This is a genomic window from Lichenibacterium minor (genome assembly GCF_004137685.1).
Classification (GTDB): domain Bacteria; phylum Pseudomonadota; class Alphaproteobacteria; order Rhizobiales; family Beijerinckiaceae; genus Lichenihabitans; species Lichenihabitans minor.
This window is the reverse complement of sequence record NZ_QYBB01000011.1, coordinates 91,564-104,162: the sequence shown is the minus strand read 5'-3', so window position 1 is coordinate 104,162 and position 12,599 is coordinate 91,564. Positions and strand designations below refer to the sequence as shown.

At 72.3% G+C, this 12,599-nt stretch carries 14 protein-coding genes; 7 read left to right on the top strand and 7 right to left on the bottom strand.

Translation table 11 applies throughout. From position 1 onward, the window contains the following. Position 1: 1 nt before the first annotated feature. Together msrA and D3273_RS11900 are read right to left on the bottom strand one after the other, a co-directional pair. Positions 2-700 carry a peptide-methionine (S)-S-oxide reductase MsrA gene (msrA, locus tag D3273_RS11905; protein WP_129226760.1) on the bottom strand — a complete coding sequence of 233 codons (699 nt, stop codon included), beginning with the start codon at positions 698-700 and terminating at the stop codon, positions 2-4. A gap of 92 nt (positions 701-792) precedes the next feature. Beyond that, positions 793-1,704 carry a sugar kinase gene (locus D3273_RS11900; RefSeq protein ID WP_129226759.1) on the bottom strand — a complete coding sequence of 304 codons (912 nt, stop codon included), beginning with the start codon at positions 1,702-1,704 and terminating at the stop codon, positions 793-795. 122 nt (positions 1,705-1,826) lie between these two features. Between D3273_RS11900 and D3273_RS11895 the strand changes: the two genes are divergently transcribed. Together D3273_RS11895 and preA are read left to right on the top strand one after the other, a co-directional pair. Next, positions 1,827-3,209: an NAD(P)-dependent oxidoreductase gene (locus tag D3273_RS11895; RefSeq protein WP_129226757.1), complete on the top strand. Its 1,383-nt coding sequence runs from the start codon at positions 1,827-1,829 to the stop codon at positions 3,207-3,209. Position 3,210: 1 nt separating this feature from the next. Beyond that, the gene (preA, locus tag D3273_RS11890) at positions 3,211-4,524 is read left to right on the top strand and encodes an NAD-dependent dihydropyrimidine dehydrogenase subunit PreA (protein WP_129226755.1); all 1,314 of its coding nucleotides are present in this window, start codon (positions 3,211-3,213) and stop codon (positions 4,522-4,524) included. 60 nt (positions 4,525-4,584) lie between these two features. Here the strand turns inward: preA and D3273_RS11885 are convergent, their stop codons facing one another. From D3273_RS11885 to D3273_RS11870, 5 genes are all read right to left on the bottom strand, one after another. After that, the gene (locus D3273_RS11885) at positions 4,585-5,328 is read right to left on the bottom strand and encodes an SDR family oxidoreductase (protein WP_129226753.1); all 744 of its coding nucleotides are present in this window, start codon (positions 5,326-5,328) and stop codon (positions 4,585-4,587) included. A 117-nt stretch (positions 5,329-5,445) separates the two neighbouring features. Next, the gene (locus D3273_RS28210) at positions 5,446-5,622 is read right to left on the bottom strand and encodes a hypothetical protein (protein WP_165359465.1); all 177 of its coding nucleotides are present in this window, start codon (positions 5,620-5,622) and stop codon (positions 5,446-5,448) included. A gap of 56 nt (positions 5,623-5,678) precedes the next feature. Further along, positions 5,679-6,206: a hypothetical protein gene (locus tag D3273_RS11880; RefSeq protein WP_129226751.1), complete on the bottom strand. Its 528-nt coding sequence runs from the start codon at positions 6,204-6,206 to the stop codon at positions 5,679-5,681. A 1-nt stretch (position 6,207) separates the two neighbouring features. Beyond that, positions 6,208-6,417, bottom strand: coding sequence for a TOBE domain-containing protein (locus tag D3273_RS11875; RefSeq protein ID WP_129226750.1), 210 nt, complete (start codon positions 6,415-6,417; stop codon positions 6,208-6,210). A 79-nt stretch (positions 6,418-6,496) separates the two neighbouring features. Next, a complete protein-coding gene (locus D3273_RS11870) occupies positions 6,497-7,138 on the bottom strand; it encodes a TetR family transcriptional regulator C-terminal domain-containing protein (RefSeq protein WP_129226749.1) in 642 nt (213 codons plus the stop codon). Between the two features lie 85 nt (positions 7,139-7,223). On the opposite strand from D3273_RS11870, the gene D3273_RS11865 reads away from it, so the two are divergent. The 5 genes from D3273_RS11865 to D3273_RS11845 all read left to right on the top strand — a co-directional run bounded on the left by D3273_RS11865 (position 7,224) and on the right by D3273_RS11845 (position 12,591). Next, complete coding sequence (locus tag D3273_RS11865; protein ID WP_207210767.1) at positions 7,224-8,471, top strand: Zn-dependent hydrolase; 1,248 nt, start codon at positions 7,224-7,226, stop codon at positions 8,469-8,471. Positions 8,472-8,548: 77 nt separating this feature from the next. Beyond that, positions 8,549-9,979, top strand: coding sequence for a dihydropyrimidinase (hydA, locus tag D3273_RS11860; RefSeq protein WP_129226748.1), 1,431 nt, complete (start codon positions 8,549-8,551; stop codon positions 9,977-9,979). Beyond that, a complete protein-coding gene (locus D3273_RS11855; RefSeq protein ID WP_129226747.1) occupies positions 9,976-10,797 on the top strand; it encodes an ABC transporter ATP-binding protein in 822 nt (273 codons plus the stop codon). Before hydA ends, D3273_RS11855 begins: the two co-directional genes overlap by 4 nt. Beyond that, positions 10,787-11,728 (top strand): ABC transporter permease, encoded by a 942-nt coding sequence (locus D3273_RS11850; RefSeq protein ID WP_129226746.1) that lies wholly within the window; start codon positions 10,787-10,789, stop codon positions 11,726-11,728. Before D3273_RS11855 ends, D3273_RS11850 begins: the two co-directional genes overlap by 11 nt. Beyond that, on the top strand, positions 11,725-12,591 hold the full coding sequence (locus tag D3273_RS11845; RefSeq protein ID WP_129226745.1) for an ABC transporter permease: 867 nt from the start codon (positions 11,725-11,727) through the stop codon (positions 12,589-12,591). The genes D3273_RS11850 and D3273_RS11845 overlap by 4 nt, the downstream gene beginning before the upstream one ends. The last annotated feature ends 8 nt before the right edge of the window (positions 12,592-12,599 follow it).

Genomic DNA, 12,599 nt, shown 5'->3' with positions numbered 1-12,599 from the left:
TCTAGTCCGACGCCAACACGACCGGCTTGTCACGGTACAGCTCGGGATAGATCCGCTGCAGCGCCGCGATCTTGGGGGCGTCGTTCGTCACGATGTAGGGGCTGTCCGGGTGGTGGATCAGGTAGTCCTGGTGGGAGCCCTCGGCCGGGTAGAAGCGGCGCAGGGGCTCCAGCGTCGTCGTGATCGGCCCGTGGATCAGCGCCGTGGCGCCGAGTTCCGCGATGTAGCCCGCGGCGACGCGGCGCTCGGCGGCGTCCGCGACAAAGATCGTCGAGCGGTACTGCGAGCCCTCGTCCGGCCCCTGGCCCCCGACCTGGGACGCGTCGTGTGCGGTCGAGAAGAACAGCTGCAGCAGCTGCCCGTATGACACCACGGCGGGATCGTAGTCGATCTTCACCGACTCGGCATGGCCGGTCTCGCCGGAGCTGACGATGCGGTAATGCGCGGTCGCGGCGTCGCCGCCCGCGTAGCCCGCGACGACGCGGGTGACGCCCTTCACGTGCTCGAACATGCCCTGCAAACCCCAGAAGCAGCCGCCCGCCAGCACCACGCTGCGCGTGCCGGCCCTGGCGGCGAGGTCGGCCTTCGGGGCGGGAAGGCGGACGTTGGGCTCGGCGGCGCGGGCCGCGGGCGTGACGGCACAGAGCAGGGCGGCGAACGAGGCCGCCGCGAAGGCGCGCGGGAAGGGGGCACGTTGCATCGGAGGGTCCTCGATCGTTGGAGAGGCACGCTGCGGGCGAAACGCGGCGGAACGGCGGCTTCCCCGAGTCGTCGTGTCGGGCCGACGCGGCGTCACGCCGCCAGCGCCGCCAGCACGTCGCCGCGGCGCGGCATCGGGTCCACGGCGCCGTAGCCCCGCGTCGCCAGGGCGGCAGCCGTGTTGGCGTAGAGCCCGGCGCGGAACGGGTCGCCGGTGAGCAGGTATTCGGCCAGGTAGGCGCCGTCGAACGTGTCGCCGGCGCCGGTGGCGTCGACGGCCTCGACGCGGTGGGGCGGCACCCGCAAGCGCTGTTCGGCCGTGGCGATGAGGCAGCCCTGGCTGCCGAGCTTCAGCGCCACGATGCGCGCCCCGAAGGACAGGTAGCGGTCCGCGATGGCGTCCGGGTCCTCGACGCCGACGAGCAGGCGCGCGTCGTCGAGGCCGGGCAGGGCGATGTCGATGTTCGTCATCGCTTCGTGGATCACCGCGCGGGCGCGGGCCACCGGCCACAGCTTCACGCGGATGTTGGTGTCGTAGGACAGGAGGACGCCGGCTTCGCGGGCGACCGCCATGGCGTCGAACACCGCATCGGCGGCCCGCGTCGAGATCGCCTGGCTGATGCCGGACACGTGCAGCACCTTGGCGCCCCGGATCGCGTCGCGGGGCAGGTCGCCGGAGCCGTAGAGGCTCGCCGCCGAGCCGGCGCGCCGGTAGGAGAAGTCGTGGCCCGCTTCGGTGTGGGACACGAAATAGAGCCCCGTGGGGGCCGCCGGGTCGACCCGGACGTGGGCGGCGTCGACCCCCTCGCGCGCCCACATGGCGAGCAGCGTGCGGCCGAACTCGTCGTCGCCGACCGCAGTGGCGATCCCCGACGAGGCGCCCGACCGCGCCGCCGCCACCATGGCGTTCGACACGTCCCCGCCGCAGCTCACCGCGTAATGCTCGGCGCCCTTGTGGCGGTTCAGCTCGACCATGGGTTCGCCGAGCGCGATGATGTCGGGCATGCCTGAGTCCTGGGCCGTTGCTGCTTCCGGCGTCTTGTGCTGCCGATCTCTTCGCCTTGACAAGCCCTCTCGCGCGGCCCGACACTTGACCAATCGGTCAGGTCGTATCCCGAGAGGTCAGGATGGCGTCGATCACCACGGACGGCGTTGCGGGCGGGCGGCTCGCCGCCGATGATTATGCCCGCAACTTCGCGGACCTGTCCCCGCCGCTGACGCGCCACGAGGCCTTCGTCGAATCGGAGCGCTGCTACTTCTGCTACGACGCGCCCTGCGTTCGAAGCTGCCCGACCGGCATCGACATCCCGCTCTTCATCCGGCAGATCGCCAAGGACAACGCGCTCGGCGCCGCCGACACCATCCTGTCGGCGAACATCATGGGCGGCATGTGCGCCCGCGTCTGCCCCACGGAACAGCTGTGCGAGGAGGCCTGCGTGCGCGAACACGCGGAAGGCAAGCCGGTGCGCATCGGCTCGTTGCAGCGCCACGCCACCGACGCCATGATGGCGGCCTCGGCGGAGGCCGGCACGCATCCCTTCACCCGCGCGCCGTCGTCGGGCCGCAGCGTCGCGGTGGTGGGCGCCGGGCCGTCGGGACTCGCGGCGGCGCACAGGCTCGCGATGCTCGGCCACGCGGTGACGCTCTACGACGGCAGGCCCAAGCCCGGCGGCCTCAACGAATACGGCATCGCCGCCTATAAGACGCCGGCCGGGTTCGCCCAGGCCGAGGTGGACTTCATCCTCGGCATCGGCGGCATCGACCTGCGGCCCGGCTTCCGCCTGGGGCGGGACATCGATCTCGCGACGCTGCGCGACCGGCACGACGCCGTGTTCCTCGGACTCGGGCTCGCCGGCGTCAACGCGCTCGACGGCATGGGGGGGCGGCGCAACGTGGTCGATGCCCTGGGCTTCATCGAGGGCCTGCGCCAGGCGCCGGACAAGGCCGCCGTCCCGGTGGGGCGGCGCGTCGTGGTGATCGGCGGCGGCATGACGGCGGTGGACGCCGCCGTGCAGGCGCGCCGCCTCGGCGCCGAACAGGTGACGATCGCTTACCGCCGCGGCGCGGCCGACATGAAGGCCAGCCGCTGGGAGCAGGACCTGGCGAAGACGGACGGCGTGGTGATCCGCCACTGGATGACGCCGACGGGCTTCGACGACCGGGATGGCGCCGTTTCCGCCGTGCGCTTCGTCCATCGCCTTCCCGGTTCCGGCGCGGCCGAGGAGGTGGCGATGCCGGCCGACCTCGTGCTCTGCGCCATCGGCCAAACCTTTGTCGGTGATGCGCTGGGCGGCGTCGCGCTCGGCGGCGGCACCCTGGCGCTCGACGGCGGGCGCATCCGCGTCGACGGCGACCGCCGCACCACGCTGCCCGGCGTGTGGGCGGGCGGCGACTGCGTGGCCGGCGGGCCCGACCTCACCGTCAGCGCCGTCGAGGACGGCAAACGCGCCGCCCTCGCCATCGATGCGCACCTGCGGGCGCAGGACACCGCCCTTCCTGGAGCCGCCTGACATGGCCGACCTTCGCAGCGACTTCCTCGGCATCCGTTCGCCGAACCCGTTCTGGCTCGCTTCCGCGCCGCCCACCGACCGCAAGACCAACGTGCTGCGCGCCTTCCGGGCGGGCTGGGGCGGGGTGGTGTGGAAGACGCTGGGCGAGGAGGGCCCTCCCGTCGTCAACGTGTCGGGCCCGCGCTACGGCGCCATCCACGGCCCCGACCGGCGGCTGATGGGCTTCAACAACATCGAGCTGATCACCGACCGGCCGCTGGAGGTGAACCTGCGCGAGATGGCCGAGGTGAAGAAGCTCCATCCGGACCGGGCGCTGGTGGCCTCCGTCATGGTGCCCTGCGACGAGGACAGCTGGCGCCGCATCCTGCCGCGCGTGGAGGCGACGGGCTGCGACGGGGTGGAGCTGAACTTCGGTTGCCCGCACGGCATGAGCGAGCGCGGCATGGGCTCGGCGGTGGGGCAGGTGCCCGAATACATCGAGATGGTGGCGCGCTGGTGCAAGGCGTTCACCCGCATGCCGGTGATCGTCAAGCTGACGCCCAACATCACCGACATCCGCCAGCCGGCGCGCGCGGCGAAGCGGGGCGGTGCCGACGCCGTGTCGCTCATCAACACGATCAATTCCATCGTGGCGGTCGACCTCGACCGCATGGCGCCGTCGCCCCACGTCGGCGGCAAGGGCACGCACGGCGGCTATTGCGGGCCGGCGGTGAAGCCCATCGCGCTGTCGATGACGAGCGAGATCGCCCGCGACCCCGCGACGCGCGGCATGCCGATCTCCGCCATCGGCGGCATCACCACCTGGCGCGACGCCGCCGAGTTCATCGCCCTCGGCGCCGGCACCGTGCAGGTCTGCACGGCCGCGATGACCTATGGGTTCAAGGTCGTGGAGGAGATGGTGTCGGGGCTGTCCACCTGGATGGACGCCAAGGGCTACCGCGGCATCGAGGACTTCCGCGGCATGGCGGTGCCCAACGTCACCGATTGGCAGTTCCTCGACCTCAACTACGTCGCCAAGGCGCGCATCGACCAGGACCTGTGCATCTCCTGCGGGCGATGCCACATCGCCTGCGAGGACACCTCGCACCAGGCCATCACGGCGACGGTGGACGGCCGCCGCAGGTTCGTGGTCAAGGACGAGGACTGCGTGGGCTGCAACCTGTGCGTCGAGATCTGCCCGGTCGAGAACTGCATCACGCTGGAGCACCGCACGGCGGGCGCAGATCCCCGGACCGGGATGGATTACGATCGGCCCTACGCCAACTGGACGACCCACCCCAACAACCCCGCGGCGGTGCGGAACGCGGCGGAATAGCCCGGTCGGGACCGGGCAGGATGTCGCCTTCCCCCGCGACGGCGGGGGAAGAGGCCGGGGTCACGTCCCGTACATGCGATTCATCGTCGGGCTGATCGTCACCTCGTTGAGGCACACGCCCGGCGGCCGGGTGGCGATGAACAGCACCAGGGCGCCGAGGTCCTCGGGTTGCAGCATGGCGGCGCGCTCGTCGGCGTTGGGCGGCACCGGGCGCCGGTCGAGGATCGGCGTCGCGACCTCGGCCGGCAGCACCGCCGTCGAGCGGATGCCGTCCCGGTATTCTTCCATGTTGATGCTCTGGCTCATCGCCACGACGGCGTGCTTGGCCGCCGTGTAGGCCGGCCCGCTCACGGGCGAGATGTATTTCCCCGCCCAGGATGCCGTGTGGATCAACACGCCGCCGCGCTGCCGCCGCATGGGCGGGAGCGCGGCGGCGGAGCAGTAGAAGGCGGCGGACAGGTTGCCGCCCAGAACCGTGTCGATGCTGCCCGGCGTCAGGTCGCGCCACGCGCGCGCCGCGATGTTCAGCCCGGCGTTGTTCACCAGGATATCGAGCCGCCCGAAGCGGCGCACCGTTTCGGCGACGATCTCGCCCGCCGTTTCGGGCCGCGTCAGGTCGCCCGGCAGCGCCAGGGCCGTCCCCCCGGCCGCCGTGATCCTGGCCGCGACGGCGTCGAGGGGCTCGGCACGGCGTCCGGTCAGCACCAGCGTCGCGCCCGCCCCGGCGAGCGCCAGGGCGGATGCTTCCCCGATGCCGCTGCCCGCGCCCGTGACCCAGGCGATCGTGCCGACGAGTTCAGCCATGTCCTGCTCCCCCTGGCCCGCGCCCCGGCTCCTGCCGGCCCAATCCGCGTTCGCCGCGCCGCGCCGCACGCGCGGCGAACCGCGCTCCCCTGCGGCCCAGCCCTTCGATCGCCGACGTCAATCCGGATATTTGGCCGTGCCCTTGGCGTCCGGCACCGTGTCGTGGTGGACCTTGGCGGTCTTCTTGGCGTGTTCGCCGGTGTCGACATGCTTGTCGGCCTTGCCGTGGGGCTGCTCGCCCTTCTGGGGCGTGTGGTTTCCGCTGCCGGCTTGGCCCTGCTTGTGGTCGCTCATGCGGTCCTCCTCGTCTGGGACGGGGAGAACGTCGGGCGCCGTCGCGCGTTCCGCCCTCACGGCGGCGGCAGGAAGTCCACTTTGACGCTGTTCGCCGCCGAACCGCTGATCTCGACGGTCGCCTGCCCGGCCGCGAAGTCGAAGCGCACGCTCTTGCGCACGTTCGGGCAGTCCCGTTCGCCCGTGACGGCCTTGGGCTTGAGCTCGCGCCCGTCCTGGACGACGTCGATCCAGACGTCGTCGGACGTCGTGATCTGGTAGATGCCGCCCACCGCGAGCGGCGGCGTCTTCACCACGGCCCCGAAGGTGCCGTCCTTGGGCTTGCGGCTCGGCGGCCGCTCGAACTTCACGTCGGCCACCGGCTGCAGCGCCACGATCGCGGGGTCCATGATGCCGGGCAGGGGCTTGCCCGCCTCGACCGTGCGCAGGCCGGGCGTGCCGAAGGCGGAGCGCTCGCGGTCGACCGGCCATCGGAACTTGGCGCAGCCGCTCGCGTCCTGCGCCAGGGCGGTCCCGGGCGAGGACGCGGCGAGCGGGGCGGCGACGGCCAGGACGGCGAAGAGGGAAGGGGTGCCGAGGCGCATCTCAGTCCACGGCCACCATGACGTCCGACGCCTTGATGACGGCGTGGGCCGCTTCGCCGACCCTGAGGCCGAGCTCGTCGACCGCCTCGTTGGTCACCGAAGCCGTGACGATCACGCCGCCGCCGATGTCGATGCGGACGTGGGCGGTCGTCTGGCCCTTCGTGACCTCGACGATCCGGCCCTTCAACTGATTGCGCGCACTCAATCGCATGGTGATCTCCTCGCACGCGGCTCCGGCGACCGAAGCCCGGGGACGGCTCTGCCCAGGCTAGGCGAGATTCGGGGTGCCGTCACGCGCGGTCGGGGCCGATGCCGCGCAGGATCGTCTCGACGACCTGCCGCTTCGCCGCCGCGAAGGCGTCGTCGTCGAGCGGCGCGCCGCCGTTCAGCGCCGCGATCTGCGCGCCGAAGTCGGCGTAGTGCTGTGTGACGGCCCAGATGGTGAAGAACAGCACCTTGGGGTCGAGCGGCCGGACCTGCCCGGAAGCGATCCAGCCTTCCACGACGGCGCCGCGCGCCTTCACCCATTCCGCCAGGGTGGTCTCGAGGAAGTCGCGCACCGCGGGGGCGCCGCTCATCACCTCGCGGGCGAAGATGCGCGAACCGAGCGGCCGGGCGCGCGCCAGGTCCATCTTGCCCTCGATGTAGCGCGTCAGCGCTTCCGCCGCCGGGCCGTTCTCGTCGAAGCTGCGCGCTTCGGCCAGCCACGCGTCGAGCACGCCGCCGATGACGCGCCGGTACAGCGCCTCCTTGGTGGCGACGTAATAGTGCAGGTTGGCCTTGGGCAGGCCGGCCCGCGCCGCGATGGCGGCCGTGGTGGCGCCGTCGTAGCCCTTCTCGGCGAACTCGGCCTCGGCGGCGCGCAGGATGGCGTCTTCGACCTCCGCGCGGGCCGCGGGCCGGCGCTCCGGGCTGGCGTTCCGTGACGACATGGGGCGTTTGACCGATCGGAAAAACTGACGTTCACTCGCGTCGAAGCGCCGCGTGTCGATGGCGCGAACCGTCGCGAGCCCCTTCATGCCAGATCTGTCCAACCTCCGCATCGATGGCGCGCGCCTGTGGGACAGCCTGATGGAGATGGGCCGGATCGGCGGCACGGCGAAGGGCGGCTGCAACCGTCTCACCCTCACCGACGTCGACCGGCAGGGCCGCGACCTGTTCGCCCGCTGGTGCGCGTCCGCCGGCCTGGCGCTGACGGTGGACGCCATGGGCAACATGTTCGCGCGCCGGGAAGGCACGGAGCGCGGCCTGCCGCCGGTGATGATGGGCAGCCACCTCGACACCCAGCCGACCGGGGGCAAGTACGACGGCGTGCTCGGCGTGCTGGCCGGCCTGGAAGTGCTGCGCTCCTTGAACGACCTGAACGTGCGGACGCGGCACCCGATCGAGGTCGCCAACTGGACCAACGAGGAGGGCTCCCGCTTCGCCCCCGCCATGGTGGCGTCGGGCGTGTTCGCCGGCGCCTACACGCTGGACGAAGCCTATGCGATCGAGGATCGCGACGGCGTCCGCCTCGGCGACGAACTCGCCCGCATCGGCTACAAGGGCGACGCGCCCTGCGGTGGGCGCGACATCCGCGCGATGTTCGAGCTGCACATCGAGCAGGGGCCCATCCTCGAGGACGAGGGCATCGACATCGGCGTCGTCACCCACGGCCAGGGGCAGCGCTGGTACGAGGTGACGCTCAAGGGGTTCGAAAGCCACGCCGGGTCGACGCCCATGCCGCGCCGCCGCGACGCGCTGGTGGGCGCCGCGCGCGTGGTCGAACTCGTCAACCGCATCGGGCTCGACCATCCGCCGCTGGCGGTGGCGACCACCGGCATGCTCACCCCCTATCCGGGATCGCGCAACGTCATCCCGGGCGAGGTGTTCCTCACCTGCGAGTTCCGGCATCCGGACGAGGCCGTGCTGGTCGCCATGGACGCGGCCTTGCACGCCGGCATCGCGGCGATCTGCGAGGCCGCGAAACTCGAAGCCGACGTCAAGCAGGTGTTCAACTATCCTCCCGTGCCCTTCGACGAGGCCTGCGTCGGGGCGGTGCGGCGCGCGGCGGAGCGGGGCGGCTTCAGCCACCGCGACATGGTGTCGGGCGCCGGGCACGACGCTTGCTACATCGCCCGCGTGGCCCCCACGGCGATGATCTTCACACCCTGCGTGGGCGGCGTGAGCCACAACGAATCCGAGGAAATCTCGCCACAATGGGCGAGCGCCGGCACCCAGGTTCTGCTCCACGCCGTGCTGGAAACGGCGGAAGTCGTGGGCTGACGCCCGCGACGTCGCCCCTGTCGGGGCAGGGAAACTGCGGCGTGCCCGTCGTCGGGCGATCAGGGTGGGAGCGGGCGATGTCGACGGTGATAAGGGGCGGCACGGTGGTGACGGCGGCGCGGAGCTTCCCCGCCGACGTGCTGGTCGAGGGCGGGCGGGTCGCGGCCGTGGGCCCGGGGCTGCGCGGCGACGACACGGTCGACGCCGAGGGTTGCCTCGTGATGCCGGGCGGCATCGACCCCCACACCCACCTCGAGATGCCCTTCATGGGCACCACCACGGCCGACGACTACGCGTCGGGCACCCGCGCCGCGCTGGCGGGCGGCACCACCATGGTGGTCGACTTCTGCATCCCGTCGCACGGGCAGAAGCTGATGGATGCCTGGGCCGACTGGGACCGGCGCTCCGCCACCGCCGCCACGGACTACAGCTACCACATGTGCATCGTCGGCTGGTCCGCCGCGATCCGCGACGAGATGGCGGAGGTCGTCGCCCGGGGCGTCACCACGTTCAAGCACTTCATGGCCTACAAGGGGGCCCTGATGGTGAACGACGAGGAGATGTTCGCCTCGTTCCGCCGCTGCGCCGAGCTCGGCGCCATGCCGCTGGTCCACGCCGAGAACGGCGACGTCGTGGCGGCGCTGCAGGCGGAGCTCCTGGCCCAGGGCATCACCGGCCCCGAAGGCCACGGCTATTCGCGGCCCCCGCGCGTCGAGGGCGAGGCCGCCAACCGCGCCATCATGCTGGCCGACCAGGCCGGCGTGCCGCTCTACGTCGTCCACACCTCGTCGATCGAAGCGCACGAGGCGATCCGCCGGGCGCGGGCGAACGGCCAGCGTGTCTACGGCGAGCCGCTCATTCAGCACCTGGTGCTGGACGAGGGGGAATACCTCAACCCCGATTGGGACCACGCCGCGCGCCGCGTGATGTCGCCGCCCTTCCGCGACAAGCGCAACCAGGACGACCTGTGGAACGGGCTGCGTGCCGGTTCGCTCCAGGTCGTGGCGACCGACCATTGCGCCTTCACGACCGAGCAGAAGCGCTTCGGCCGCTCGGACTTCACCAAGATCCCCAACGGCACCGGCGGCCTCGAGGACCGCATGCCCGTGCTGTGGACCCGCGGGGTCGGCGAAGGGCGTCTGACGCCGGAGGAGTTCGTCGCCGTCACCTCCACCAACATCGCCCGCATCCTCAACCTGTACCCGCGCAAGGGCTCGCTCGAGGTCGGCGCGGACGCCGACGTCGTCGTGTGGGACCCGGCGGCGCAGAAGACCGTTTCGGCCGCCACGCAGGTGTCCGCCATCGACTACAACGTCTTCGAAGGCCTGCACTGCACGGGGCTGCCCCGCACCGTGCTGTCGCGCGGCGAGGTCGTGGTCCGCGACGGGCGCGTCCAGGCCGAAGGGGGGCGGGGCCGCTTCGTCGCCCGCGCGCCCTTCACGCCCGAAGCGCGGGCGGCGCGCCGCCTGAGCGACCTCGCGGCGCCGCGGGCCGTCGTTCGCCCATGAGCGCCGCCGCGGTCCCGCATCCCGCCGGGGCGCCGGCGTCGCCGTTCGCCGTCGAGGCCCGCGACCTGTCGCTCGTCTTCGACACGGGGGACGGGCCGGTCCACGCCCTGTCCCACGTCGACCTCGCGATCCGCCCCGGCGAGTTCGTGTCGCTGATCGGCCCTTCGGGCTGCGGCAAGACCACCCTGCTGCGCGTCATCGCCGACCTGGAATCCGCGACGTCCGGCTCGATCGCGGTGAAGGGCATGGGCCCGCGCGAAGCGCGGCTGAAGCGCTCCTATGGCTACGTGTTCCAGGCGCCCGCCCTGTACCCGTGGCGCAGCGTGGCCCGCAACGTCGCGCTGCCGCTGGAGATCATGGGTTTCCCGAAGGAGGAGCGGCGGCGGCGCGTCGCGGCCGGGCTCGACCTCGTGGACCTCGGCGGGTTCGGGGGCAAGTTCCCGTGGCAATTGTCGGGCGGCATGCAGCAGCGCGCCTCCATCGCCCGCGCCCTGTCGTTCGACCCCGACCTCCTCCTGATGGACGAGCCCTTCGGCGCGCTCGACGAGATCGTGCGGGACAAGCTGAACGCCCAGCTCCTGCGCCTGTGGCACCGCACCGGCAAGACGGTGGTGTTCGTCACGCATTCGATCCCCGAAGCGGTGTTCCTGTCGACCCGCATCGTCGTCATGTCGCCCCGGCCCGGCCGCATCCACGACGTCGTCGAGTGCGGCTTCCCGCCGGACCGCACGCTCGATATCCGCGAAACGCCCGCGTTCCTCGGCGTCGCCCACCGCGTCCGCGAAGGGCTGCGCGCCGGGCACGCCTATGTCGACTGACGCCGCGCTCCCGCTCCGCCGCCCCGCGCCCCGGGGCCGCCTCGGCGCCGGCCTGCGCGCGCTCGCCGGCCGCGCCGCCCCGGTGCTGACGGTGGTGCTGGTGCTGGTCGCCGCCTGGTACGCGGCGGCGGTGGCGATGAACGCCGACGGGCAGCGGCAAGCCTTCGAACGGGCCGGCACGGCGGATGCCGGGTGGCGGGCCTTCGTGGCCGGCACCTGGGCGCAGGGCCACCCCCGCCTGCCGGCACCGCACCAGGTCGCCGCCGAGATCGCGCATTCGGTCCTCGACGTGTCCCCGACGTCGAAGCGTTCGCTGGCGTTTCACGCCGCCGTCACGCTGCAGGCGACGGCGCTGGGCTTCCTGCTCGGCGCCGCGGTCGGCTTCGCGCTGAGCCTTCTGGTCGTGCATGTGCCGAGCCTCGACCGCGGCCTGATGCCGTGGATCGTCGCCAGCCAGGCGGTGCCGATCGTGGCGCTGGCGCCGATGATCGTGGTGATCCTCGCCCAGGTGTCCGTCACCGGGCTGTTGCCGAAGGCGGCCATCGCCGCCTACCTGTCCTTCTTCCCCGTCGCGGTCGGCATGGCCAAGGGCCTGCGCTCGCCCGAGCCGTCGCACGTCGACCTGCTGCGGACCTATTCGGCTTCGCGCTGGCAGGCCCTGCGCGTCCTGCGGCTGCCGGCCAGCCTGCCGTTCCTGTTCGCGAGCCTGAAGGTCGGCGTCGCGGCGAGCCTCGTCGGCACCGTGGTGGCGGAGGTGACGAAGAGCGAGGACGGCGGCCTCGGCGCGCGGCTCCTCGCCGGCTCCTATTATGGGCAGACCGTGCAGATCTGGGCCGCGCTGGTCGTCGCCTCCGCCTGCGGCGCCGCGCTGGTCGGGCTCGTGGCGGCGGTCGAGGCGGCCGTGCTGCGCCGCATGGGGGCGGGGCGATGACGGCGCCGCAATGGTGCGGCTGCGCGGCCCTGTGGCTCGGCGCCTGGGCGCTGGTCGAGTTCATCGTGCGGCGCGGCCCGCGCCGCGGCTGGGCAGGCCGCGCGGCCGCGGTCGCCGTCCCGGCGATCTTCGGCGCGACCCTCCTGTTCTGGTGGGAAGCGATCGTGCGCGGGCTCGGCGTGCCCGCCGTGATCCTTCCGCCGCCCAGCGCCATCGCGGCCCGCATCGCCGCATCGCCCGGCCTGCTGGCCGCCGACTTCGCCCAGACCATGAAGGGACTCGCCGCGGGCTACATCGCCGGATGCGGCGGCGGCGCCCTCGTGGCGCTCGCGATCGACCGCGTTCCGTTCCTGCAGCGCGGGCTCCTGCCGCTCGGCACCTTCGCGTCCGCGCTGCCCGTCGTCGGCGTGGCCCCCATCATGGTCATGTGGTTCGGCTTCGACTGGCCGTCCAAGGCCGCCGTCGTGGCCGCCATGACGTTCTTCCCCATGCTGGTGAACTGCGATGCGGGCCTGCGCGCCACCACCGCGCTCGACCGCGACCTGATGAGCACCTGGGCGGCGCCTTACGGCATGGCCCTGCGCAAGATGCGGCTGCCGGCCGCGCTGCCCTTCGTGTTCAACGGCTTGAAGCTGTGCACCACGCTGGCGCTGATCGGCGCGGTCGTGGCCGAGTTCTTCGGCACGCCGATCGTCGGCATGGGCTTCCGCATCAACGCGGAGGTCGGCCGCATGAACATCGACACCGTGTGGGCCACGATCACGGTCGCGGCGCTGTCGGGAACGCTGCTCTACGGGCTCGTGGCCCTCGTCGAGCGGCGCGCGACCTTCTGGCACCCGTCATTCCGCGGGCGCCGATCATGACGGGGGAA

Coding starts and splice junctions, on each gene's coding strand:
- preA (WP_129226755.1), top strand. CDS start 3,211: ATGGCCGACCTTCGCAGCGACTTCCTCGGCATCCGTTCGCCGAACCCG.
- D3273_RS11895 (WP_129226757.1), top strand. CDS start 1,827: ATGGCGTCGATCACCACGGACGGCGTTGCGGGCGGGCGGCTCGCCGCC.
- D3273_RS11865 (WP_207210767.1), top strand. CDS start 7,224: ATGCCAGATCTGTCCAACCTCCGCATCGATGGCGCGCGCCTGTGGGAC.
- D3273_RS11885 (WP_129226753.1), bottom strand. CDS start 5,328: ATGGCTGAACTCGTCGGCACGATCGCCTGGGTCACGGGCGCGGGCAGC.
- D3273_RS11845 (WP_129226745.1), top strand. CDS start 11,725: ATGACGGCGCCGCAATGGTGCGGCTGCGCGGCCCTGTGGCTCGGCGCC.
- D3273_RS11880 (WP_129226751.1), bottom strand. CDS start 6,206: ATGCGCCTCGGCACCCCTTCCCTCTTCGCCGTCCTGGCCGTCGCCGCC.
- D3273_RS11855 (WP_129226747.1), top strand. CDS start 9,976: ATGAGCGCCGCCGCGGTCCCGCATCCCGCCGGGGCGCCGGCGTCGCCG.
- D3273_RS11900 (WP_129226759.1), bottom strand. CDS start 1,704: ATGCCCGACATCATCGCGCTCGGCGAACCCATGGTCGAGCTGAACCGC.
- hydA (WP_129226748.1), top strand. CDS start 8,549: ATGTCGACGGTGATAAGGGGCGGCACGGTGGTGACGGCGGCGCGGAGC.
- D3273_RS11850 (WP_129226746.1), top strand. CDS start 10,787: ATGTCGACTGACGCCGCGCTCCCGCTCCGCCGCCCCGCGCCCCGGGGC.
- D3273_RS11875 (WP_129226750.1), bottom strand. CDS start 6,417: ATGCGATTGAGTGCGCGCAATCAGTTGAAGGGCCGGATCGTCGAGGTC.
- msrA (WP_129226760.1), bottom strand. CDS start 700: ATGCAACGTGCCCCCTTCCCGCGCGCCTTCGCGGCGGCCTCGTTCGCC.
- D3273_RS11870 (WP_129226749.1), bottom strand. CDS start 7,138: ATGTCGTCACGGAACGCCAGCCCGGAGCGCCGGCCCGCGGCCCGCGCG.
- D3273_RS28210 (WP_165359465.1), bottom strand. CDS start 5,622: ATGAGCGACCACAAGCAGGGCCAAGCCGGCAGCGGAAACCACACGCCC.